This is a genomic window from Promicromonospora sp. NPDC023805, assembly GCF_040639635.1.
Lineage (GTDB): Bacteria > Actinomycetota > Actinomycetes > Actinomycetales > Cellulomonadaceae > Promicromonospora.
On sequence record NZ_JBFAAH010000038.1, the window covers coordinates 1 to 21480 of the forward strand.

Sequence of the window (21480 nt, forward strand, 5' to 3'; positions counted from 1 at the left end):
CGGCCCGGGGTTCCTCGTCACTTCGGGCGGTTGCTCTGAGATCGGTCAATTGATTGACCGATCTCAGAGCAACCGACCGAAGTCACGGAGCGCGCCAAGCAACCGACCGAAGTCAGCCCGCCGAGGACGACGATCCTCATCGTGCGACCTGCAGCCGCTGGATCCTGACCGGCGCCGGTGCCGGGACCTCTGCGGGCGCCGGCGCCGACACCGCCCGACCCGCCCGCCGTCCCCGGCCCGGCAGCTGCCCCGCCAGCACCGCGGCGAGCGCCAGCGCGAAGCCCGCGACCTGGATACCGGAGAGGCTCTCGCCGAGCACCCCGACGCCGATCGCCGCGGCGACCATGGGCGAGAGCGGGGCGAGGAACGCGACGGAGGTGACCGGCAGCCGTCCGATGCCGCGGAACCAGAGCACGTAGGCGATGAGGCCGCCCACCAGGCCGAGCCAGAGGTAGCCGAACGCCGCGCGTCCGTCGATGGCCGGTGGGAGGCCCTCTGCGATGAGGGTGACGGGGACGAGGAACAGTCCGCCCGCTGTCAGCTGCCAGCCCGCGGCCGAGACCGGGCTGACGCCCTCTGGGCGTCCCCAGCGCTTGGTCAGGGTGACGCCGAGCGCCATCGAGACGGCGCCGGCCAGTCCGGCGACGACGCCTGCCGCGTCGAGGCGGGCGCCCGGGCCGAGTACGACGAGCCCGACGCCGACGACGCCCGCGATACCCCACCCGACCCGGCGCACGGACAGGCGTTCCCGGAGCACCGGCACGGCGAGGAGCGCTACGAACAGGGGTCCGACGGCGCCGAGCGTTGCCGCGATGCCGCCGGGCAGCCGCTCGGCGGAGATGAAGAGCATCGGGAAGAAGAGCCCGATGTTGAGCGTGCCGAGCACTGCGCTCTTCCACCACCAGGCGCCGCGGGGCAGTGCCCGGGCCGCCGTGCCGTTCCTGGCGGCGGTCGCGCGGCTGAGCGCCGCGCCGATCGCCACGGCGACGAGTCCAGCGGGCAGCGCACGCGCGAGCCCGGCGAAGAGCGGGTGCCCGGACGGGAGCATCTCGGTGGTGACGAAGTACGTGGTGCCCCAGACCATCGGAGCGAGCGCCGTGACAGCGGTGAAGGCGGCGACGGCGGTGAGTGCCGCCGTCCGGCCCTGGGGGCGGCCTTGCCGGAGTGTCGTGGTGTCTGTCGTGGGGTCCATGTGCTCCAGTCTTCGCCCGCGACCAGCGATGAGTCCAACACATCCTTTTCATGCGATCGATCGTGATGCACGATTGATGGCATGGAGCTCCAGCAGATGCGCTACGTCGTCGCGGTGGCCGAGACGTCGAACTTCACGCGGGCCGCGGAACGCTGCCACGTCGTGCAGTCGGCGCTGAGCCACCAGATCAAGCGGCTCGAGCACGAGCTCGGCGCCGCCCTCTTCGCCCGCACCAGCCGCCAGGTGCGCCTGACGGCGGCGGGTGAGGCGTTCCTGCCCGCCGCCCGGCAGGCGCTCGAGGCCGCGGAACGCGCTGCGGCCGACGCCGCGGCCACGGTCGGCGAGGTGCGCGGGCGGCTCGGCGTGGGCGTCATCCCGACGGTTGCCGCCGTCGACGTGCCGGCGGCCCTGCGTGACCTGCGCCGCCGGCACCCGCAGGTGCGCGTCTCGCTGCGCACCGGCCCGAGCGAGCTGCTGACGACCGACGTCGCGGCCGGGCGGCTCGACGTGGCGTTCCTGGGCCTGCCCAGCTCCGCCCGGCCGAGCGGCGTGCACCGCCACGAGCTGGCGCGCGACCGCCTGGTCGCCGTCCTCGCCGCGGACCATCCTTTGGCCGGCGCGGAGGGCCTGGCCCTCGCGGACCTCGCCGCCGAGCCGTTCGTCGACTTCCCGTACGGGTCGGCCGGCCGGGCGCAGACCGATCAGGCCTTCGCGAGGGCCGGTCTCGGCCGTGACGTCGCCTTCGAGGTCACCGACGCACCCCTCATGGCCCAGATCATCCGGCACGGGCTGGCGATCGGCTTCCTGCCCTCTACCTATCTGCGGCGAGCGCCCGAGCTCGGCGGCCTGGCCACGGCCACGGTCACCGATGCGCCGAGCCGCATCGAGTACGTCGTCTGGGGAAAGCCCGGGCCCACCCCGGCGACCCGTGCGTTCCTGACGGCGATCGGGCTCCCTGCGACGGCAGGCCCTCACTCCGCGCCGTAGAAGACCCGCTCCATCACCCCGCGCGCCCGCCGGGCGAGTCGCAGGTACAGCTCCTCGAGCTCCGGGCCGGTGCCGACGTCCCCGAGCAGGCGCGCCAGCCCGGTCAGGGCGTGGCTGTCGTGCGGCAGCTGATCGACGCCGGAGCCCGTCGTCCGACCGGACCAGAGCACTATCGCCGAACGCAGGCGCGACGCGAGCCGCCAGGCCTCCAGCAGCACCTCGGCGTCGTCGTCCGTCAGCAGGTCTGCGTCCCGGGCCGCCTTCAGGGCGGCGACGGTGCCGGTGGTCCGCAGGCCGGGTACCTCGAACGCGTGCTGGAGCTGCAGCAGCTGGACCGTCCACTCGACATCCGAGACCCCGCCGCGGCCCAGCTTCAGGTGCCGCGCCGGGTCCGCGCCGCGGGGCAGCCGCTCCGACTCAACACGCGCCTTGATGCGCCGCACCTCGCGCAGCACCGCGGCGTCCGGGCCGCCCTCCGGGTAGCGCAGCGGGTCGATGAGCGCCGTGAACCGCGCGCCCAGCGACACGCCGCCCTCGGCACCGGGCCCCAGGTCGAGGTCGCCGGCGCCGGCCGCTCCGCCGTCCGACAGCAGGGCCGCTACCGCGCCCTCCTCCGGGCCGCCCGCCGCGACCACGCTCAGCGTCCCGGACAGGGCCCGCGCCCGCAGGAGCGCCTGCGCCTCCCAGGGCGACGACCAGCGGCCGTAGTACTCCACATAGGACTTGAAGGACCGCACCAGGGGCCCGTTGCGCCCCTCGGGCCGCAGGTCGGCGTCCACGGGCAGGCCAGGCTCGGGCCCGACGGCGGAGAGAATCTGCCGCAGGTTCTTCGCCACGGTCAGGGCGTAGTCGTTGGCCTGCTTGTCCGGCGCGCCGCCGACCGCCTCGTACACGAACATGACGTCGGCGTCCGAGCCGTAGCCGAGCTCCTGACCGCCGAGCCGGCCCATCGCGACGATGAGCAGCCGGGCGGGCTCGTCCCCGCGGGCGACCCCGCGCTCGGCCCGCGCGTCGTGCTCGGCGATCCGCAGACCGCCCGCCAGGACGACGTCGGCGGCGTCCGAGATGGCCTTGGCCGCGGAGACCGGGCCGAGCGCCCCCAGCACCTCGGCGACGCCGGTGCGCGCCAGCTCGCGCCGCCGCAGCGCGCGGAGCGCGACGGTCGCGCCGTCCACCTCCTGCGCGCGGCCGAGCAGCGCGTCTGCCTCCGCCGCCAGCCTGCGCACCCCGCGGGGCGCCAGCGAGTCCGACTCCGCGAGCCAGCGCACCGACTCAGGGGACCGCCCGATCGCGTCGGCGAGATATCGCGAGGAGGAGAGCACCTGCGCCAGTCGCGACGCCGCCTCGGCGGAGTCGCGCAGCAGCCGCAGGTACCAGTGCGTCGAGCCGAGGGTGTCGGACAGCTTGCGGAACGCGAGCAGCCCCTCGTCCGGGTCGGCGCCCTCGGCGAACCAGCCCAGCAGCACCGGCAAGAGCTGGCGCTGGATCGACGCCCGGCGCGAGACGCCGTCGGTCAGTGCCTGGACGTGCCGCATGGCGCCGGCTGGGTCCCGGTAGCCGATCGCGGCGAACCGGGCCATCGCGGCCTTCGGCGCGAGCGACGCCTCGCCGGTCGAGAGCAGCGCCGTCGCGGGCAGGAGCGGCCGGTAGTAGACGGCCTCGTGCAGGTCACGGACCTCACGCCGCACCGAGCGCCACGTCTTGACGAGGTCGTCGGCACCGCCCTGGCCCAGCCCGCGCGCGATGCGGCGCAGCTCGGCCTCGGACGTCGGCATGAGGTGGGTGCGGCGCAGCCGGAAGAGCTGGATCCGGTGCTCCAGGGCCCGCAGGAACCGGTAGCACTCCCCCATCCGGCGGGCGTGCTCGCGGCCGACGTAGCCGCCGCGCGACAGCGCCGCCAGGGCGTCGAGCGTCGTCCGCGACCGGATGTCCTCGTCCGCGCGCCCGTGCACGAGCTGCAGCAGCTGGACGGTGAACTCGACGTCGCGCAGGCCGCCCTTGCCGAGCTTGACCTGCCGGTCCGCCTCGGCGACCGGCACGTTGTCCTCGACGCGCTTGCGCATCGCGCGGGCGTCCTCCACGAAGTTGGGCCGCTCCACCGCCTGCCACACCAGCGGCCCGACGGCGGCCACGTACTCCTCCCCCAGCGCCAGGTCACCAGCGACCGGACGCGCCTTCAGCAGCGCCTGGAACTCCCACGTCACCGCCCACCGCTCGTAGTACGCGGCGTGGCTGGCCAGCGTGCGGACGAGCGGCCCCTGCTTGCCCTCCGGCCGCAGCGCCGCGTCGACCTGCCACAGCGCGGGTTCGGCGGACGGGCCGGAGCACACCTGCGCGAGCCGCCCCGCGAGCCGGGCCGCTACCCGCAGGGCGTGGTCCTCGTCGCACGCCGGTGCGCCGTCGGGCAGCAGACCCGGCTCGGCGACGTAGATCACGTCGACGTCCGAGATGTAGTTCAGCTCCCGGCCACCGGTCTTGCCCATGCCCAGCACGGCCAGGCGCACACCGACGGCGTGGTCCTCCTCGTCGGCGCGCGCGATCGCGAGCGCACCCTCCAGCGCCGCCGCCGCCAGGTCGGCGAGCGCGGCGGCCACCGCGGGCAGCACCACCATGGGGTCCGGCGCGGTGACGTCGGTGGCCGCGATCCGCAGCAGCCTCGCGCGGTAGGCCCTGCGCAGCCGGTCGGTGTACGACGGCGGCCCGCCCTCGCCGGGTGCCGCACCGTCGGCCGGCACGTGGGTCCCCGCGACCGGCTCCTCCGACTCGGGGTCCGCGGCGACGGCCCGCAGCAGCTCGGCGCGCACGAGCTCGGCCGGTACGCCGGTGCCCGGCGTGCGGTCGCCGATCAGGTCCAGCAGCGCGGGGTGCCGCACCAGCTCGTCGCCGAGCGCCGAGGAGGAACCCAGCACGCGCAGCAGCCGGTCGCGCGCGGACGGCTGGGGCGCTTCGTCGCCGTCCGCGTCGCGGGCCTCCGCCGGCTCACCGTCGGGGACAGCGAGGACCGGACGCAGCCGGTCCGGGGCGGCGGCAGCGAGCCGGACGAGCTGCAGCAGCGCGAGGTCGGGGTCGGCGACGACCGCGAGCGCCCGCAGCAGCGCGGCGTCCGCCGGCGCGAGCTCGACTGCACCGCGGTCCGGTCCGGCCGCGTGGTCCGCGCCTCTGGCGCCCTTCGGTCTGCTGTCCAGGACCGACACCAGGTCGGGATCCCGCCACAGCGAGGCCGAGCGGGTGAGGTCGGCGAACCCGGCCCGGATCAGGTGGGTCGTCAGGGTCTCGGGTCGGCGGCTCTGCACCCCCTGACCCTACGACGCGAGCGCCCTCTGCCGAAGTAGAACCGTGGCGAAGTAGAACTCTGGCGAAGTAGAACCCGGGCGAGGCTGCGGTTCTATCTCGCCAGGGTTCTACTTCGCCAGGGTTCTACTTCGGCGGGGTGGGTCAGAGCTGGAGGAACCGCTTGATCTCGAACGGCGTGACCTGGGCGCTGTACGCCTCCCACTCCTCGCGCTTGTTGCGCAGGAAGTAGTCGAAGACGTGCTCACCGAGCGTCTCCGCGACGAGCTCGGACTTCTCCATGAACTGGATCGCCTCGTCGAGGTCGCGCGGCAGCGGCGCGATACCCAGGGCGCGCCGCTCGGCGGCCGTGAGCTCCCAGACGTCGTCCTCCGTGTGGTCGAGGAGGTCGTAGCCCTCCTCGATGCCCTTGAGGCCGGCGGCCAGGAGCACCGCGAAGGCCAGGTAGGGGTTCGCGGCCGAGTCCAGCGCGCGGTACTCGATGCGTGCCGAGTTGCCCTTGCCCGGCTTGTACATCGGCACCCGGACCAGCGCGGAGCGGTTGTTGTGGCCCCAGCTCACGTAGCTCGGGGCCTCCTGCCCGCCCCAGAGCCGCTTGTAGCTGTTGACGTACTGGTTGGTGACGGCGGTGATCTCACCCGCGTGCACCATGAGGCCGGCGATGAACTGGCGCGCCGTCTTGGACAGCTCGAACTGGGCGCCCGGCTCGTGGAAGGCGTTGCGGTCGTCCTCGAACAGCGACACGTGGGTGTGCATGCCGGAGCCCGGCTGGTCGGCCAGCGGCTTGGGCATGAAGGAAGCGAACACGCCCTGCTCCAGCGCCACCTCCTTGACGACCGTGCGGAACGTCATGAGGTTGTCGGCGGTGGTCAGCGCGTCGGCGTAACGCAGGTCGATCTCGTTCTGGCCCGGGCCTGCCTCGTGGTGCGAGAACTCGACCGAGATGCCCATGGACTCGAGCATCGTGATGGCCGCGCGGCGGAAGTCGTGCGTCGACCCCCGCGCCAGGTGGTCGAAGTACCCGCCCTGGTCGACCGGCTCGAGCGTCGGGTCGCCCTTGGTCATCTGGTTGAAGAGGTAGAACTCCACCTCGGGGTGCGTGTAGAACGTGAACCCGCGGTCGCTCGCCTTGGCGAGTGTGCGCTTGAGCACATTGCGGGAGTCCGCCAGCGAGGGTTCGCCGTCCGGCGTCAGGATGTCGCAGAACATGCGCCCCGTGCCGTGCCGTTCACCCCGCCAGGGAAGCACCTGGAAGGTGGTCGGGTCGGGCTTGGCGACCATGTCCGCCTCGAAGACCCGGGTGAGCCCCTCGATGGCGCTGCCGTCGAAGCCGATGCCCTCGGTGAACGCCGACTCCAGCTCTGCGGGCGCCACCGCGACAGACTTGAGCACACCGAGCACGTCGGTGAACCAGAGCCGGATGAAGCGGATGTCGCGCTCCTCGACCGTGCGGAGCACGAACTCCTGCTGCCTGTCCATGGGCCCATCTTGCACTAAACCTGTTACAGGCGCGTGTACCGGGCATGGACGACCGGCCGTAGGCTTTCCTGCGGCACCGAGGCCGCCCGAACCACAGGAGGACCATGTCCGCCCACACCTCACCCACTCAGGGTCCCAAGAGGGTCCGCGTGCACCACCTGGCGGAGGCCAAGGCCCGAGGCGAGAAGCTCGCGATGCTCACCGCGTACGACGCGGTGACCGCCGCCATCTTCGACGCCGCAGGCATGGACATCCTGCTCGTGGGTGACTCCATCGGGAACGTCATGCACGGCCACGCCACCACCATCCCGGTGACCGTCGACGACATGATCCCGGCCGCGCGCGCCGTCGCGCGGGCCACGAAGCGCGCCTTCGTGGTGATCGACCTGCCGTTCGGCTCGTACGAGGCCGGACCGCAGCAGGCGCTGGAGACGGCGGTGCGGGTCTTCAAGGAGACGGGCGCCGACGCGGTCAAGCTCGAGGGCGGCATCCGCTCGGCGGCGCAGATCCGCGCGCTGACCGACGCAGGCATCCCCGTCGTCGCGCACCTCGGGTACACACCGCAGTCGGAGAACCTGCTCGGCGGGCCGCGCGTCCAGGGCCGCGGCGACGACGCCGTGGAGGCGCTGGCAGCGGACGCGCAGGCCATCGAGGAGGCCGGCGCCGTCGCCGTCGTCCTGGAGATGGTGCCATCGGGCGTCGCCGCGCGCATCACCGAGATCGTGCGCATCCCGACCATCGGCATCGGTGCCGGGCCGCACTGCGACGGCCAGGTCCTGGTGTGGACGGACATGGCGGGCATGACCGGCTGGTCGCCGCGCTTCGCCCGGCGCTACGCCGAGATCGGCGCAGCCCTGCAGCAGGCCGCTGAGGACTACGTCTCCGAGGTCAAGGACTCCTCGTTCCCGGACGCGGAGCACTCGTTCGACAAGTAGGAGCGGCATGTGTCAGACCTACGGATCACCCGGGTGACCTGTACGTCTGACAGGTGCCCGCGCGTCACTTCTTGCGCCACTCCTCGTCGTCCTTGTCCCAGGACTCGTTGCGCGACTTCGCGCTCTCCAGGGCCCGCTGCGCCTCGGCACGAGTGCCGTACGGCCCCATCAGATGGGTCCAGGAGGAACGGTGCCCCTCCTCGACCTCACCCGTCTCGGTGTTGTACCAGTACTGCTCCCCAGTGGTCATGAGACGATCCTGACATGACTGACCTGGCGTTCGGCATCGACATCGGAGGTTCGGGGATCAAGGGTGCGCCCGTCGACCTCGTGGCCGGCGAGTACGCGGACAAGCGGACCCGCATCCCGACCCCCCAACCGTCCACCCCGCAGGCCGTGGCGGACGTGCTCGCCCAGCTCGTCGACAGCTACCACCTGGCTGACGACGTGCCGATCGGCGTCGCGTTCCCCGCGCCCATGCAGCACGGTGTGGTGCGGTTCATGGCGAACCTCGACCAGTCCTGGACCGGCGTCGACCTGCCCGCGCTCGTGCAGCGCGCGACCGGCCGGAGCGTCACCGCGGTGAACGACGCCGACGCGGCGGGCATCGGCGAGGTCCGGTACGGAGCGGCTCGCAACACCGATGGCGTGGTGCTGGTGGTGACCCTGGGCACGGGGATCGGTTCGGCGCTGGTGGTCGACGGCGTCCTGGTGCCGAACACCGAGCTGGGGCACCTCGAGATCGACGGGCACGACGCCGAGTCGCGTGCGGCAGACTCAGCGCGCGAGCGGGAGGACCTGTCCTGGGACGAGTGGACCGAGCGCCTGCAGCGCTACTTCGGCGTCGTCGAGGACCTGTTGTCGCCCGACCTCATCGTCGTGGGCGGCGGTGTGAGCAAGCATCACGAGAAGTACCTGCCGCACCTGCACCTGCGTGCGCCGATCGTTCCCGCGCAGCTGCGCAACGCTGCGGGCATCGTGGGCGCCGCGGCGCTGGCCGCGGGGCGCTGACCAGCCGCTGAACGGCAGAGCCCCGGTCAGGCCTCCCGCGCCACGGCGGGCTGGGCCGGCTGGGCGAACAGCACGTCGACCCCGAGCATCTCGATGACGCTCCGGACCACCGGTGGCGGGTCCGGAAGGGTGACGGTCAGCCCGTCCTGCGTTCCGTAGGTGTACATCTGCATGAGAAATGCGACGCCCGTCGAGTCCATGAACGTCACCCTCGAGGTGTCGATCACTACCGACTTCGCCCGCTCCAGTGCATTAGCTATCGCAGCACTGGACTCACCGCGCAGGGAGACATCGATCTCTCCCCACATACTCACGACACTCGTGCGGGACTGTTCTTCGAACATGATCCCGCCCGTGCGCCCCCTGTTATCGAATTCCGAGTTGCTCACTTGCATCGCCCCTGTTCATTGCTCCCCGACATGGCCGCCGGAACGGGTCGCCCGACCCCCCGGGCAACTCTGGGAGATTGCAACGCCTTCGTCGCGATCACGGGAAGCCTACATCCGTGAAGATCGCAAGTGGAACAGCCTCGGAGGCTTACATTTCCCCCTCAGGACTGGTATAACCCACCTTTTCTCCGGCCAAACTGGAACATTTCCACCGGTCAGACCGGACATATGGACGCCCAGTTGGACAATCGTCCAAGAAAAAGATTCACAAGATTCATTTCTCGGATGATCGATTGGGGCCATCCGGCCCCTCTGCCATCCCTGGATTGCGAACGGTCGGTGCGCTTTCCTTCTCCCATGCGTCGAGCTGCATAGTGAGCGCCTTGGCGAGCTCGAACACCTGCTGCGGAGGAATGCGCACTCGCGACACCACACGGCCCGGCACCGTTATCGAGGTGACTTCTCCCGACTCGGGGTCGGAGACCGGGCTCGGGGGCTGCTTCACGGCGATGAAGTCCAGGATGAACGACGTCGGCGTGTGCCATACCGAGGCGAAGTCGGCCGGTACGCCGGTCTCCATCTCGTCTGGCACGTCGATCTGGAACTCCTGGGGCAGCTCGTCGGACGACACTGGGGCTCCTCGATTGGCCGGGCGGTTCCCCGACCGTACCGTGGGGCCCGTTGGTGCGACAGTGGAAACGGACTCCGAGGACATATGCATCGCGGTAGCCGGGCGTCACCAAAAAGATGCCGTCTCGATCGGGTCCCCGGCACTAGAATCGCGCGTTCGCTCCCGCGAACATCCCCCGCCGACTCCTGGAGGGTCACCCATGCCTGCCGACGCGCCCGAGCTCGCCAAGGAACGAGAATTTCTCGCCGAGGCACGGACCCAGCTCGGCCGGATGCGCGATCGGGTGGCCGCGCTGGACGGCCGCTACGCCGGGGACCGGGTGAGCGCGGACGTGCTGGAGGCGACGCTCGCCCGGCGGATGGAACAGCTCACCGACGACCCAGAGATCCCGCTCTTCTTCGGCCGGATCACCGTCGAGGAGAGCGACGTCGAGGTCGGCACGGTCGAGGTCGGCACCGAGAGCTTCCACATCGGCCGCCGCCACGTCTCGGACCCGGACGGCGAGCCGATGGTGGTGGACTGGCGCGCGCCGGTGAGCACCCCGTTCTACCGGGCCACGCCCAAGGAGCCCATGGGCATCACCGCCCGTCGCCGGTACGGGTTCGCGCGCGGCCGGCTCACCGCTCTCGAGGACGAGTCGCTGGCCCGGGCCGAGCCGGGCGCCGACGGCGCCACCTCCGCGCACTCGGACATCCTCGAGGCCGAGATCGAACGCCCGCGCACCGGCCCGATGCGCGACATCGTCGCGACCATCCAGCCCGAGCAGGACGTCATAGTCCGCATGCCGCTCGAGCGCACGCTCGTCGTGCAGGGTGCGCCAGGCACGGGCAAGACGGCGGTCGGGCTGCACCGCGCCGCCTATCTCTTGTATGCGCACCGCGACCAGCTCACGCGCCGCGGTGTGCTCGTCGTCGGGCCGAACAAGAGCTTCCTGCGGTACATCCGCGACGTGCTGCCCGCGCTCGGCGAGATCCACGCCACCCAGGCGACCATCGAGGAGATCGTCGGCACGCACGCGCCGGTCCGCGCCACCGAGGCCGCCGACGTCGCGACCCTCAAGGGCGACGGCCGGATGGCGGAGGTGCTGCGGAACGCCGTCTGGTCGCACATCGGCACCCCGCAGGACACGCTGGTCCTGCCGCGCGGCTCGTTCCGCTGGCGCGTCCCCGCGTACGAGGCGCGTGAGGCGATCGAGCAGGTCAGGGCCCGGGACGTGCGGTACGCCCTCGGCGCAGCCCAGCTCCGGCACGCTCTCGCCCACCGTGTCCTCGTCCAGATCGAGGAGACCGGTGACGCGCTCGACGACAAGGCGTGGGACGTGCTGGCCCGCACCAAGCCCGTCCGGGACTACGCGGCGGCGGTCTGGCCGGCGGTCGAGCCGCGTCGGCTGCTCTTCCGGCTGCTCTCCGACCCCGGGTTCCTCGCCGAGTGCGCGGAGGGAATCCTCTCCGAGGCGGAACAGCTCCTCCTGACGTTGGCGCGCCCGCCCCGCACGCCCGGCGCCGCACGCTGGACGACCGCGGACCTCGTCCTGCTCGACGAGATCGTCGACCTGCTGGACCGGACGGAGTCGGTGGCGCACATCGTCGTCGACGAGGCGCAGGACCTGTCGGCGATGATGCTGCGCGCCCTCGGGCGCCGTGCCGCGACGGGCTCGCTCACCGTGCTCGGCGACCTCGCCCAGGCCACCACGCCCTGGGCGTCGCGCGACTGGTCGGACGTCCTCGGCCACCTCGCGAAGCCCGACGGGCATGTGGAGCAGCTGACCGCGGGATTCCGCGTTCCCGGCGACGTGATCGAGCTCGCCGCCCGGCTCCTGCCGAGCATCGCACCCGGCCTCGAACCGCCGACGGCGGTCCGGCGCGCCCGCGGCCGCCTCACGATCACCGACGCACCGCTCGACGACGTCCTCACCGGCGTCGCCGGCCTGGAGGGCTCGGTAGGCCTCATCGTGCCCGACGACGCCGTGGCGCACCTCCGCACGATGCTCACCGCGGCGGGAGTCGCCTTCGCCGTCGTCGGCGAGCAGGACGACGAGCCACCGGGCCCCGGTGAGACCGCTGCCGACCCGGAGGACGCCTCCGAGTTCGACGCGCACCTGGACCTGGTGCCCGCCTCGCTCGCGAAGGGCCTCGAGTTCGACCACGTGGTGCTGCACGACCCGGCAGCGATAGTGGCGGCCGAACCGAACCACGCCACCGGCCTGCGGCGGCTCTACGTCTGCCTCACGCGGGCGGTCACGTCCCTCGTCGTCCGGCACGACGGCGACCTGCCGCCGGAGCTGGGCGTCGACAGCGCGGTGGGTTCGGCGCTGGTCCCCTGAGCTCGGGGGCGCTTGACCCTGTTCCGGGGACATAGTTTCCACTGGGGCATGTCGGCGGCGTACCAGCCGATGGGCGGATCGGACCAGAGGAGCGGATCGGATCGTGGCGTGGAGCACCCGGCAGATCGCGGACCTCGCGGGCACGACGGTCAACACCGTCCGGCACTACCACGAGGCCGGCCTGCTCGAGCAGCCCGAGCGCAGGTCGAACGGCTACAAGCAGTACGGCGTGCCGCACCTGGTGCGGCTCCTGCAGATCCGGCGGCTCCGGGACCTCGGCGTGCCCCTTGCGCAGATCGAGTCGATGGGCCGCGCGGACGAGAACCCCGTCGAGGCGTTCCAGGTGCTCGACGCCGAGCTCGAAGCGACCATCGAGCGGCTGCAGCGAGCGCGGGCCGAGCTCGCCCTGATCATGCGGCACCACGCACCCGTCGACCTGCCGGCGGGCTTCAGCTCGGCGTCGAAGACACTCTCGGAGACGGACCGGTCGCTGGTCATGATCTATGCGCAGATCTACGACGAGGCGGCGATGGATGACATCCGGCGGCTCGTGGAGGAGCACCCGCGCACGGAGGCGGACGAGGAGTTCGACAACCTCCCGCCGGACGCCGACACGGCCACGCGCACCCGGCTGGCGGAGTACTTCGCCCCGGTCATCAAGCAGAAGCAGGCCGAATACCCCTGGCTCAACGACCCGGTCACTCGCGCCTCGAAGGACCCGGCCACGCTCGAGCACACCATGGTGGAGTCGCTGCGGGAGCTCTACAACCCTGCCCAGCTCGACGTGCTCTCCCGCGCCCACCGGATCATCTACGGCACGGCTGACGAACGGCCTGACGCCGACGAGGAACGGACGGACCGCTGACGCTCAGGCGCGCCGCGCGAGCAGGCTGAACGCGTTCGGGAGCCGCCCGTCCCACGCGGCCGCCGTGGCCCCGCCCGGGCGCCAGAACGGGTCGGGGTGCTCGGCGAGGTGCTTGATCTCGAACCCTGCCTCCAGGCACGCCATGACGATCTCCGAGAGCGTGTGCTGGCGCTCCACCGCACCGTTGCCCGGGTACGAGTCGTTGACGTGCGAGGGCGCGAAGTAGCCGCGATCGGGGCGGACGCGGATCTCGTCCGGGCTCCAGTCCCACAGCGGTACCAGCGGGTGCGTCTCGTACACGTAGAACCAGCCGTCCGCCCGGAGCAGGCGGTGCGTCTCCGCGAAGAAGGCGGGCAGGTCGGCGACCCAGATGAGCGCGCCCTTGCCGGTGTAGACGAGGTCGGCGCACGCGTCGTCCAGCCCGCTCGCGGGCATGACCGTGCGCGTGTACCGGCAGGGCATGTCGAGCTCGTCGGCTCGGCGCTGCGCGCTCGAGACCGCCGCTTCGCTGTAGTCCAGTCCGTGCACGGAGCGCGCGCCGAGGCGCGCGAGCGCGACGTCGTCCAGGCCGTGCCCGCTCATCGGGTGCACGACGTCGGAGCCGACGACCATCTCCCTCAGCACGTCGACCTCGGCCGGCAGCAGCTCAGCGGTGCGGGCGCGCTCGAGATGTTCGGCGTACTCGTCCTCGTACTTGCGCGAAGCGATGGCCCAGGCGGCCCGTGTCTCGTCCCCCGTGACGTCCATCCCGCCAGCCTGCCAGCGCTGGTGCCGGCGGCCCAGCTGTTTTCCTGTGCCTTCCGGGCTCAGTCCTCGACCGGTTCCCCGGTCGGGTCGTCGGCCGCCAGGGCGTCGAGCCCGCGGCCGCCGACGGGGTCCGCACTCCAGCTGATCAGCCGCCAGCCACCGACGGGGTCACCCTCGATCTCCACCAGACCGGTGTTGGCCAGCGCCGTCCGCTCGGCGTGGTCGACGTCCACGCCGGCCACCCGCGCCGAGACCCACACCCGGATCGCCGCACCGTGCGACACCAGTACAGCGCTGTCGCCACCTCGCGCGGCGACCTGCGCGACCGCCGCGTCGTAGCGGCCAAGGAATGCCGCGCCGTCCGCACCACCCGGCATGGCGCGGCCGACGTCGCCGCGCGCCCACGCGAAGGCGGTGCCGAGGTAGCGCTGGTGTGCCTGGTGGGTACCGGCCATCTCCAGCTCGCCCGCCTCGATCTCCTGGAGGCCGTCCACGACGAGCGGCTCCATCTCTCGCGCCCGGGCCAGCGGCGCGGCGGTGAGCGACGTCCGGACCAGCGGGGAGACGGCTATCGCGTCGATCTGACGGTCGCGCAGCGCGTGGGGCACCGCAGCGGCCTGACGCTCGCCGAGCGCCGTCAGCCCTGGGCCGGGGTGTGCGGTGTCGAGGAGCCCGTGCACGTTCGAGGGCGTCTGTCCGTGCCGCAGGAGCAGAAGTCTCATGGGGAGCATTCTCGCCGAGACATCGGGCGGCCGGAGACGCCGTCCGGAACACAGAGACAACGGCAGGGAAAGTTGGGGGGTGTCAACCTCGTATCCGTTCCGTTACTCTTGGGCTCGCTATGAGCCTGACATGTCGCCTTCGTCCCCTGCTCGCCGGTTCCCGGCGCGGTCTCACGCGGGCCGCGCACGGGTCTCCTTCCATCTGAAAGGCCCCCGCTTTCATGGATCCCCAGTCCAGCACGGCCACGTCCCAGCTCCGTCGTGGTCGTCACCGCGCCGCACACCGCCCCCTCCTGACCGCCGTGGCCCAGGCCGCCACCGGTCAGGCCGGTGTGATCACTGGTCGCGGAGCAGTGATCGCCGCGGCAGGTTCCGGCGTCCTGCTCTCCCTGATCGCGCCGCCTGCCCAGGCTGCACCGTCCACCGAGATCAGCACGTCGCTGACCGGTACGGCGATGAAGGGCAAGCTCAACACGACCGATATCAACGCTCTCGCCTCCCAGGCGCGCCAGACCGTGGCTGCCGCGAACGTCGTCGCGGTCAACCCCACGGCTGAGCTGAAGGTCGAGAAGTCGGCGGTCACCGTCGTCTCGGCCGCCGAGAACGAGGAGTACCAGGCGGAGCGCGCCGCCGAGATCGCAGCGGAGGAAGCCGAGCAGCGCCGGGCGTCGGTGGTCTCCATCGCGATGCGCTACATCGGTGTCCCGTATGTGTGGGGCGGCACGACTCCGGCAGGATTCGACTGCTCCGGGTTCACGTCCTACGTCTTCGCCCAGGTCGGTATCGACCTGCCGCGCACGTCGGCCGAGCAGCGTTACGCCGGCACCGCCGTCCCGTACTCCGAGGCGCTGCCGGGCGACCTGATCTGGTCACCAGGGCACATCGCGATCTACGCGGGTGACGGGATGCAGATCGAGGCCCCGGTACCCGGCAAGAACGTCCGGTACACGAGCATCTGGCAGTCCGGCCCCGTCTTCATCCGCGTGGGCTGACTCGGTAGACCGATCAGTTTCCGGCTCGTCCTTGCCTGGCTAGAATCCCGGCATGACGACAGAGGCGAGGCCCGGCCCTCGGGAGCGACTGCTGGAGACAGCGGCCGGCCTCTCGTACCAACAGGGCGTCGGCGTCGGCATCGAGGCGCTGTGCAGGACGGCGGGCGTGTCGAAGCGCTCCATGTACCAGCTCTTCGACAGCAAGGACGAGCTGCTGGCAGCAAGCCTCGAACGGGGCGCTGCCGCCTTCGCGGCATCACTCCTGCCCGCGGCCGACGACGCCCGTGGGCACCGTGAGCGGATCCTGCACGTCTTCGAGCAGCTGGAGGTCCAGGCGGGGGCGCCTGAGTTCCGTGGCTGCCGATATCTCGCCGTCCAGATCGAGCTCAAGAGCCCGGACCACCCGGCCGGCCGGGTCGCCCGCCAGGTCAAGGAGGGGCTCACTGAGTTCTTCCGCGCCGAGGCCGCAGCGGGCGGGGCCGGTGCCCCGGACCTGCTGGCGCGGCAGCTCATCCTGGTCTTCGACGGGGCGAGCGCGCGTGCGGGGATCGGAGCCGACCATCTGGCAGGACTCATGGTGCCCACCGTCCGCACCCTGCTGGACGCGTCGGGGATGCACTGACCGCCGGCCCGGCGCCTCGCCGCGCCTGGCACGACAGCCAAATTCACGACATCCATGTTTGCGCAAGGAAACCGATCGGTTTACCGTGTGCCCCGGCGGCGCTCGGTGAACATCGCAAGACCTTGTACCGGCTAGTCGGCGGCGAGGGGTACCGTGGCGTCACAGACTTGCTGGAAACCCTGCCTGGGCGCCCGCCGAAGGCTCCGCAACTCCAAGACCAACGTGGCAAGGTTCGGGCGCCGACCATCGAGCGCCCGACCAGCAGCGAGAGCGCACGACAGACGCAGTAGGAGAGACAAGAGTGACCCTCAGTACCGAAGCAACGAATTTCGGGTGGCTGCTCGACAACTTCGTGCGCACCGTCCCTGGCAGCCGGCACACGCTCGTCGTGTCGGCGGACGGCCTGCTCATGGCGATGTCCGACCAGCTCGACCGCACCAGCGGTGACCAGCTCGCGGCGATCGTCTCGGGCATGTCGAGCCTGACGCGTGGAGCCTCCCGTCAGCTCAACGGCGGCAACGTCCGGCAGACGATCATCGAGATGGACAAGGGATTCCTGTTCCTGATGAGCGTCTCGAACGGGTCGGTGCTGGGCGTTGTGGCCGAGTCCACGTGCGACATCGGCCTCGTCGGCTACGAGATGGCGCTGCTGGTGTCCCGCACCGAGGCGACCTTGACGCCGCAGCTGATCTCGGAGATGCGTGGCAGCCTCCCGACGGACCGCCAGCCCCGCGGTATCTGACCCGCCTGCTGCCGACCGGTCACTGCTGACCGGTCTGGCGAGAGCCGTCAAGAGCGACCCCTACACACTGCACGCCATCATCGGCGTGTCGCATGCAGTGTGTAGGGGTGGACGGTTCAGGACCTCAGCGAGCGGTGCTGAGTCGCGCGGCCCAGTCGGCATTGACGTCATCGGCCTGACGGCGGTGCTCGACCACCAGCTGCCGGCGGCCAGCGCCGCCCGGACGTACGCTTCGTCGATCCGTCCGTCACGAGGTCGGGCTATCCGCCAGCTTTCGGCGTAGTCGTGCAGCGACCGGCGGTTGTTCTTCCCCGGGAAACTGGAGCTGTCCGCCATGAAGTACACCGTCTCGATCGAGATCGCCCTGCCGCGAGAGAGGGTGGTCCAGCTGCTCGCCGACTCCGCACACGTGCCGAAGTGGGTGCGCGGCGTCGTGCTGCACGAGCCGCTGACCGGGCTGCACGGGCAGGTCGGGACCAGGTCGCGCGTCGTGATGCGGACGGGGCAGCAGGAGATGGAAGCCGTCGAGACCATCACCCGCCGGGAACCGACGGACCTGCACGGGATCCCGAGAGACAGCGTCGTTCACTACGAGCGCGAGATCGTCGCCAAAGGCATGTGGAACGGCGCGCGCGAGCGGTTCACTGAAACCGGGCCGGAGACGACGCTCTGGGTGAGCGAGAACGAGTACCGGTTCAGCGGCTTGCTGCGGCTGCTCGCGCCTTTCATGCGCGGGGTCTTCCGCAAGCAGTCGCAACAGCACATGCAGGACTTCAAGGCGTTCGCCGAGCAGGGAACGGACGTCCGCGAAGCAAAGGACTGAACCCGCTAGGCGGCGGGGCCGACGGCGTTCCGCGCTGTCCGGTTCCGCAGATCACCGACGAGGAGCCCGGCTGCGAATGTCAGCCAGCTGGGGATCTGCGCGCCGGCGACCACTACCAGGCCGAGCATCCCCCACTCGTCGCCCCCGATGCTCGCGGAGCCGATCCCCAGGGCGACCACGACCAGGCCGAAGGCCAGCCCGAGCGCGGCCCAGGCGTTGCTGACACGCAGCAGACGCAGCAGGCCGACGGCGACGAGCACCGCCGCGAGCACGACGACCACCCCCATGAGCGCCACCCGGAGGGCGTTGCCGACCTCGGACCCGAAGGAGCCTGTGCCGCCGATCGCCGTGGAGTAGATCAGGTACGCCACCGTGGTGACGACGAGCGCCACCGGGGTCAGGACCAGGAACCGCCGCACGGTCTGCATGGCTCATAGTGACCGGTGCCCGTACGGATGACCAGGAATGTGCAGGCCCGTCGCGGCGGTTCCTGCATTCAGCCCTCGGGGAAGTAGTGGCCGTTGTCCAGATCGGCGAGCAGACCAGGCTGAGCGGGTCCCCAGCCGAGGTCCCGGCGGGTGATGAGGTTGGACGCCGGATAGCTCTGCGTGACCACGTTCGCGAGGAACCCGAAGTGTCCCGGCAGCATCAGCTCGTCCAGGGGCAAGCTCACGGCGGGTAGGCCCAGCCGGTTGCCGATGGCCTCGGCGATCTCGCGGACCGGGATGCCGCCGTCCCCCACCGCGTGCCAGTACCTGCCGGCCTGGCCCTTCTCCAGCGCCAGGCGGAACACGACCGGACGGCAGCAGATCCTGCCTGTGTGCGACATGGATGACGCCGTCGGCGTCCGCGGCCGCCTCCTTGAGTCCGTCGAGGTCCTGGAGGTCGCCGCGGCGTACCTTCGCGCCGAGCGCGGACAGGGTCGCCGAGGCCGTGTCCGACCGGGCCAGGCCGGTGACCTCGTGCCCGGCGGAAATGAGCTCAGGAATGATGTGCGAACCGGAATGGCCGGTCCCGCCAGTGACGAAGACGCGCAAGCTACTGCTCCTTGTGAGCGATTCCTGGTGAGTGATACGGCGGAAAAGAGAGCGGCGCGGGGTCGCTCAGCTGGTGAATTCGTCGACGCCGACGGCGAAATCCCAATGGCCGACCCCGTTTCCGGCGATGCCCACGGTGACCAGACCCATCCCTTCCAGCCAGTGCGCCATCTTCAGGCCACCGACGTCCAACGGGCGCAGCCCGAGGCTTTTGATGAATGCCGCCACACTCGCCTTGGCCTGTGCATTGTCGCCAGCGATGAAGACGTCCGGTCGCCCCTTTTCCAGGACATTACGAAAGATGGTGTTGAATGCCTTCACCATGCTGGCACTGGCCGGGGCCACCTTGGCGGCCTCCCGCACGATCGAGGTCTCCTCGCCGTGAGCCAGCCCGTCGAACGTGGCGTTGAAGGGGTTGCTGATGTCGACGATGACCTTGCCCGCGAGGGCGTCCCCGTACTCGCCGACGACCGGAACGACGCCGTCGGCCAGCAGGGCAGTGATGACGATGTCCCCGGACGGGACGGCGCCCCACCTGCCCGTCGTCGTACCGCCGCCCAGAGTCTTGGCCAGGTCATCGGCCTTGGACTGATCGCGCCCCATGACCTCGACGGTGTTGCCGCCCGCGACCGCGCGCGTGCCGATCGCACGGGCCATGTTCCCCGTGCCGATAAGAGTGATGCTGCTCATGAGATGTGCTCTCTTTCCCTTTCTTGAGGTGTGTGGATCAGATGGCGGTGGTGCCGCCGTCGGCGACCAGCTCCAGGCCGTTGACGTAGCTGGAGTCGCCGGAGGCGAGGAACAGGGCGACGGCGGCGATCTCCTCGGGGCGGCCCATCTCCCCGCGGGGGATGAGGGACTCGAATGCGGCCCTGGTCGCGTCGTCGAAGAGCTCTTCCTGCTTGGCAGTGGCGACCTGGCCCGGGGTCAGGACGTTGACCCGGATCTTGCGGTCGCGCAGCTCGTTGAGCCAGACGCGGGCCCAGGCCTGCTGGACGGCTTTGCTTCCCGCGTAGAGGCTCCAGCCGGGGAAGGCGCCGAGGGAGGCGTTGGACCCGGTCATGATGATCGAGCCGTTGTCGTTCATCAGCGGCAGTGCCTTCTGCACGGTGAACAGGGTGCCGCGCGCGTTGAGCCCGAAGGCGCGGTCGAACTGCTCCTCGGTGGTCTCGCCGAGGACGGCGGGTTCGCCCATCCCGGCGCTGGCCCACAGCACGTCGATCGAGCCCTTTTCCCGCTTGACGGTGTCGTACAAGCGGTCCAGGTCGTCCAGCTCGGTGGCGTCGCCCTGGACGGCGGTGACGTTACGGCCGATCAGCTCGACGGCGTCGTCCAGTGCTTCCTGCCGCCGGGCCTGGATGAAGACGTGCGCTCCTTCCTCGACGAACAGCTTTGCGCCGGCGAGTGCCATGCCGGTCGATCCCCCGGTGATCACCGCTACCTTGCTATCAAGCTTTCCCACGATCGCTCCCGTTGCATTGATAGGCATTTCGAGCAAATACCGACGCCGACGACTTCTTCGCCGCCGCTCAGGCGACTGCCGAGATCACTGCAGAATGCGGTAACTACGAGATGTGGCAGCTTGTGAACGACACCGTCTCAAAACGTGGTTGAGGCGTCCGACTTCTGGCTGACCCTCTGCCCGTCGATCAGCACCTTCGCCGCCCTGTCGATGTTGTCGGCGCACTGGTAGATCCCGACGACGGTCTGGACGATGCCGGCAATGAGCGTTGTGATCCCGAGAAACCACAGCAGGAGCACGCCTGTCCCGGCCACCTGCATGAGGGCAACTCCTAGGAGCGTCGCGGCCGAGGACGGCCGTCGTCCGGGTAGAGCGAGCGGATCGCGGCCAGGTCGTCGGGCCGCAGCGTGCGGGCCGTGAAGTCGACCTTCACCGTCGGGTACATCACGGCTGACCGGTCGCTGCTGTGCCGCAGGCCGAGCAGGTGCCCGACCTCGTGCAGTGCGATCGACTCGATGTCGAGGGCTCCGGGGACAGCGCCGACCGCCCAGGTGTGCTCCGTGGCGTCGAAGTGCAGCGGTTTGGGCAGGGCAATGGTGACGACCGAGCACCGGCCTGGCCAGTCCGCGTGCGCCACGACGCCGCCGACCATGCTGCGGTCAGGGTCTGCTGCGGGCCGCCACTCGACGACGACGTCGGCCGTCTCGCCGGGTGATGCCTCGCGGACCTCGGCGGGCACCACCTCCGCCCAGGTGGTGAACGCAGCCCGGACGGCGTTCCGCGCGTCCTCGGTGCTCGAGCCGTCCGGGCCGTCAACGCCGAAGCCGAAGGTCAGAGCTGCGGCGGGCCACGGACAGGTGATCGCCGCGTCAAGGCCGTCCTCCAGGTCAGGGAGCCCGCACCGCTCCTCGGCCATCGCGGAGCGGGTCTCGGGCTGGAAGACGCCGGTGACCTCGAGGCCGAGACGGCTCTGGAAGAGCGCGAGTCCGAGCCCCGTGTCGCCGTCGAGACTGCCCCGGACGTACCCGCCTGCCGGCAGGTATCCGAAGCGCTGGAGGTAGTCCTGGACGGGGAGCAGTCCAGCGGAGCGTGCTCCCCGTCCGATCGTGGGCAGGTCCCGGATCTCGGGGCGGAGCGCGGAGTTGATGTCGTTCATGTCGGTCCCATCTCCTTCCCGAGAACGGCGGACCGGGCGGTCGTGCGCGAGCGCGAACGCGAGCGCCCGGATGG

The 21480-nt window shown here is 70.9% G+C and carries 23 protein-coding genes and 1 pseudogene; 9 read left to right on the top strand and 15 right to left on the bottom strand.

Annotation, left to right across the window (positions count from 1 at the left end; all coding sequences use genetic code 11):
• Positions 1 to 136: 136 nt before the first annotated feature.
• Positions 137 to 1192, bottom strand: a complete 1056-nt coding sequence (locus AB0F70_RS25340) for an EamA family transporter (protein WP_357455304.1) — start codon at positions 1190 to 1192, stop codon at positions 137 to 139.
• 81 nt (positions 1193 to 1273) lie between these two features.
• On the opposite strand from AB0F70_RS25340, the gene AB0F70_RS25345 reads away from it, so the two are divergent.
• Entirely contained in the window at positions 1274 to 2179 is a 906-nt protein-coding gene (locus AB0F70_RS25345) for a LysR family transcriptional regulator (protein WP_357455306.1), read from the top strand.
• Here the strand turns inward: AB0F70_RS25345 and AB0F70_RS25350 are convergent.
• Together AB0F70_RS25350 and glnA are read right to left on the bottom strand one after the other, a co-directional pair.
• The gene (locus AB0F70_RS25350) at positions 2164 to 5472 is read right to left on the bottom strand and encodes a bifunctional [glutamine synthetase] adenylyltransferase/[glutamine synthetase]-adenylyl-L-tyrosine phosphorylase (RefSeq protein WP_357455309.1); all 3309 of its coding nucleotides are present in this window, start codon (positions 5470 to 5472) and stop codon (positions 2164 to 2166) included. The genes AB0F70_RS25345 and AB0F70_RS25350 overlap by 16 nt on opposite strands.
• Before the next feature lie 142 nt (positions 5473 to 5614).
• Complete coding sequence (gene glnA, locus AB0F70_RS25355; protein ID WP_357455313.1) at positions 5615 to 6949, bottom strand: type I glutamate--ammonia ligase; 1335 nt, start codon at positions 6947 to 6949, stop codon at positions 5615 to 5617.
• 104 nt (positions 6950 to 7053) lie between these two features.
• Between glnA and panB the strand changes: the two genes are divergently transcribed.
• Positions 7054 to 7884 carry a 3-methyl-2-oxobutanoate hydroxymethyltransferase gene (gene panB / locus AB0F70_RS25360; RefSeq protein WP_357455316.1) on the top strand — a complete coding sequence of 277 codons (831 nt, stop codon included), beginning with the start codon at positions 7054 to 7056 and terminating at the stop codon, positions 7882 to 7884.
• A gap of 64 nt (positions 7885 to 7948) precedes the next feature.
• Here the strand turns inward: panB and AB0F70_RS25365 are convergent, their stop codons facing one another.
• On the bottom strand, positions 7949 to 8134 hold the full coding sequence (locus tag AB0F70_RS25365) for an SPOR domain-containing protein (RefSeq protein ID WP_357455319.1): 186 nt from the start codon (positions 8132 to 8134) through the stop codon (positions 7949 to 7951).
• A 14-nt stretch (positions 8135 to 8148) separates the two neighbouring features.
• Here AB0F70_RS25365 and ppgK point away from each other — a divergent pair, with 14 nt between their 5' ends.
• Entirely contained in the window at positions 8149 to 8895 is a 747-nt protein-coding gene (gene ppgK, locus AB0F70_RS25370; RefSeq protein ID WP_357455322.1) for a polyphosphate--glucose phosphotransferase, read from the top strand.
• Between the two features lie 26 nt (positions 8896 to 8921).
• Here ppgK and AB0F70_RS25375 read toward each other — a convergent pair whose 3' ends face one another.
• Together AB0F70_RS25375 and AB0F70_RS25380 are read right to left on the bottom strand one after the other, a co-directional pair.
• On the bottom strand, positions 8922 to 9290 hold the full coding sequence (locus tag AB0F70_RS25375) for an STAS domain-containing protein (protein ID WP_357455325.1): 369 nt from the start codon (positions 9288 to 9290) through the stop codon (positions 8922 to 8924).
• A gap of 268 nt (positions 9291 to 9558) precedes the next feature.
• The gene (locus tag AB0F70_RS25380; protein ID WP_357455328.1) at positions 9559 to 9915 is read right to left on the bottom strand and encodes a DUF3467 domain-containing protein; all 357 of its coding nucleotides are present in this window, start codon (positions 9913 to 9915) and stop codon (positions 9559 to 9561) included.
• 199 nt (positions 9916 to 10114) lie between these two features.
• Here AB0F70_RS25380 and AB0F70_RS25385 point away from each other — a divergent pair, with 199 nt between their 5' ends.
• Both AB0F70_RS25385 and AB0F70_RS25390 read left to right on the top strand, forming a co-directional pair.
• Positions 10115 to 12238, top strand: coding sequence for an AAA family ATPase (locus tag AB0F70_RS25385; RefSeq protein ID WP_357455331.1), 2124 nt, complete (start codon positions 10115 to 10117; stop codon positions 12236 to 12238).
• A gap of 103 nt (positions 12239 to 12341) precedes the next feature.
• The gene (locus AB0F70_RS25390) at positions 12342 to 13103 is read left to right on the top strand and encodes a MerR family transcriptional regulator (protein WP_357455334.1); all 762 of its coding nucleotides are present in this window, start codon (positions 12342 to 12344) and stop codon (positions 13101 to 13103) included.
• A gap of 3 nt (positions 13104 to 13106) precedes the next feature.
• Here AB0F70_RS25390 and AB0F70_RS25395 read toward each other — a convergent pair whose 3' ends face one another.
• Together AB0F70_RS25395 and AB0F70_RS25400 are read right to left on the bottom strand one after the other, a co-directional pair.
• Positions 13107 to 13850, bottom strand: coding sequence for a class I SAM-dependent methyltransferase (locus AB0F70_RS25395; protein ID WP_357455337.1), 744 nt, complete (start codon positions 13848 to 13850; stop codon positions 13107 to 13109).
• A 59-nt stretch (positions 13851 to 13909) separates the two neighbouring features.
• Complete coding sequence (locus AB0F70_RS25400) at positions 13910 to 14572, bottom strand: histidine phosphatase family protein (RefSeq protein ID WP_357455340.1); 663 nt, start codon at positions 14570 to 14572, stop codon at positions 13910 to 13912.
• 221 nt (positions 14573 to 14793) lie between these two features.
• Between AB0F70_RS25400 and AB0F70_RS25405 the strand changes: the two genes are divergently transcribed.
• From AB0F70_RS25405 to AB0F70_RS25420, 4 genes are all read left to right on the top strand, one after another.
• The gene (locus AB0F70_RS25405) at positions 14794 to 15564 is read left to right on the top strand and encodes an NlpC/P60 family protein (protein ID WP_357455343.1); all 771 of its coding nucleotides are present in this window, start codon (positions 14794 to 14796) and stop codon (positions 15562 to 15564) included.
• Positions 15565 to 15616: 52 nt separating this feature from the next.
• Complete coding sequence (locus AB0F70_RS25410) at positions 15617 to 16186, top strand: TetR/AcrR family transcriptional regulator (RefSeq protein ID WP_357455346.1); 570 nt, start codon at positions 15617 to 15619, stop codon at positions 16184 to 16186.
• A 301-nt stretch (positions 16187 to 16487) separates the two neighbouring features.
• Positions 16488 to 16928 (top strand): roadblock/LC7 domain-containing protein, encoded by a 441-nt coding sequence (locus AB0F70_RS25415; protein WP_116676091.1) that lies wholly within the window; start codon positions 16488 to 16490, stop codon positions 16926 to 16928.
• 334 nt (positions 16929 to 17262) lie between these two features.
• On the top strand, positions 17263 to 17751 hold the full coding sequence (locus AB0F70_RS25420; protein WP_357455350.1) for an SRPBCC family protein: 489 nt from the start codon (positions 17263 to 17265) through the stop codon (positions 17749 to 17751).
• Between the two features lie 5 nt (positions 17752 to 17756).
• Here the strand turns inward: AB0F70_RS25420 and AB0F70_RS25425 are convergent, their stop codons facing one another.
• From AB0F70_RS25425 to AB0F70_RS25455, 7 genes and pseudogenes are all read right to left on the bottom strand, one after another.
• On the bottom strand, positions 17757 to 18179 hold the full coding sequence (locus AB0F70_RS25425) for a hypothetical protein (RefSeq protein WP_357455353.1): 423 nt from the start codon (positions 18177 to 18179) through the stop codon (positions 17757 to 17759).
• 68 nt (positions 18180 to 18247) lie between these two features.
• Positions 18248 to 18580, bottom strand: a complete 333-nt coding sequence (locus AB0F70_RS25430; protein WP_357455425.1) for a nucleoside-diphosphate sugar epimerase — start codon at positions 18578 to 18580, stop codon at positions 18248 to 18250.
• Positions 18581 to 18620: 40 nt separating this feature from the next.
• Positions 18621 to 18788: pseudogene (locus AB0F70_RS25435) on the bottom strand (NAD-dependent epimerase/dehydratase family protein); the annotation flags it as partial.
• Between the two features lie 66 nt (positions 18789 to 18854).
• Entirely contained in the window at positions 18855 to 19478 is a 624-nt protein-coding gene (locus AB0F70_RS25440; protein ID WP_357455356.1) for an NAD(P)-binding domain-containing protein, read from the bottom strand.
• Between the two features lie 37 nt (positions 19479 to 19515).
• A complete protein-coding gene (locus tag AB0F70_RS25445; protein ID WP_357455360.1) occupies positions 19516 to 20250 on the bottom strand; it encodes an SDR family oxidoreductase in 735 nt (244 codons plus the stop codon).
• A 137-nt stretch (positions 20251 to 20387) separates the two neighbouring features.
• Positions 20388 to 20570 (bottom strand): hypothetical protein, encoded by a 183-nt coding sequence (locus AB0F70_RS25450; protein WP_357455363.1) that lies wholly within the window; start codon positions 20568 to 20570, stop codon positions 20388 to 20390.
• Between the two features lie 11 nt (positions 20571 to 20581).
• Positions 20582 to 21406 (bottom strand): matrixin family metalloprotease, encoded by an 825-nt coding sequence (locus tag AB0F70_RS25455; protein ID WP_357455367.1) that lies wholly within the window; start codon positions 21404 to 21406, stop codon positions 20582 to 20584.
• Positions 21407 to 21480: the final 74 nt, after the last annotated feature.

Excerpts from the sequence above, each read along its gene's own strand:
- AB0F70_RS25340 (WP_357455304.1), bottom strand. The coding sequence starts at position 1,192 with ATGGACCCCACGACAGACACCACGACACTCCGGCAAGGCCGCCCCCAG.
- AB0F70_RS25345 (WP_357455306.1), top strand. The coding sequence starts at position 1,274 with ATGGAGCTCCAGCAGATGCGCTACGTCGTCGCGGTGGCCGAGACGTCG.
- glnA (WP_357455313.1), bottom strand. The coding sequence starts at position 6,949 with ATGGACAGGCAGCAGGAGTTCGTGCTCCGCACGGTCGAGGAGCGCGAC.
- panB (WP_357455316.1), top strand. The coding sequence starts at position 7,054 with ATGTCCGCCCACACCTCACCCACTCAGGGTCCCAAGAGGGTCCGCGTG.
- AB0F70_RS25365 (WP_357455319.1), bottom strand. The coding sequence starts at position 8,134 with ATGACCACTGGGGAGCAGTACTGGTACAACACCGAGACGGGTGAGGTC.
- ppgK (WP_357455322.1), top strand. The coding sequence starts at position 8,149 with ATGACTGACCTGGCGTTCGGCATCGACATCGGAGGTTCGGGGATCAAG.
- AB0F70_RS25375 (WP_357455325.1), bottom strand. The coding sequence starts at position 9,290 with ATGCAAGTGAGCAACTCGGAATTCGATAACAGGGGGCGCACGGGCGGG.
- AB0F70_RS25385 (WP_357455331.1), top strand. The coding sequence starts at position 10,115 with ATGCCTGCCGACGCGCCCGAGCTCGCCAAGGAACGAGAATTTCTCGCC.
- AB0F70_RS25395 (WP_357455337.1), bottom strand. The coding sequence starts at position 13,850 with ATGGACGTCACGGGGGACGAGACACGGGCCGCCTGGGCCATCGCTTCG.
- AB0F70_RS25400 (WP_357455340.1), bottom strand. The coding sequence starts at position 14,572 with ATGAGACTTCTGCTCCTGCGGCACGGACAGACGCCCTCGAACGTGCAC.
- AB0F70_RS25405 (WP_357455343.1), top strand. The coding sequence starts at position 14,794 with ATGGATCCCCAGTCCAGCACGGCCACGTCCCAGCTCCGTCGTGGTCGT.
- AB0F70_RS25410 (WP_357455346.1), top strand. The coding sequence starts at position 15,617 with ATGACGACAGAGGCGAGGCCCGGCCCTCGGGAGCGACTGCTGGAGACA.
- AB0F70_RS25420 (WP_357455350.1), top strand. The coding sequence starts at position 17,263 with ATGAAGTACACCGTCTCGATCGAGATCGCCCTGCCGCGAGAGAGGGTG.
- AB0F70_RS25425 (WP_357455353.1), bottom strand. The coding sequence starts at position 18,179 with ATGCAGACCGTGCGGCGGTTCCTGGTCCTGACCCCGGTGGCGCTCGTC.
- AB0F70_RS25430 (WP_357455425.1), bottom strand. The coding sequence starts at position 18,580 with ATGTCGCACACAGGCAGGATCTGCTGCCGTCCGGTCGTGTTCCGCCTG.
- AB0F70_RS25440 (WP_357455356.1), bottom strand. The coding sequence starts at position 19,478 with ATGAGCAGCATCACTCTTATCGGCACGGGGAACATGGCCCGTGCGATC.
- AB0F70_RS25450 (WP_357455363.1), bottom strand. The coding sequence starts at position 20,570 with ATGCAGGTGGCCGGGACAGGCGTGCTCCTGCTGTGGTTTCTCGGGATC.
- AB0F70_RS25455 (WP_357455367.1), bottom strand. The coding sequence starts at position 21,406 with ATGAACGACATCAACTCCGCGCTCCGCCCCGAGATCCGGGACCTGCCC.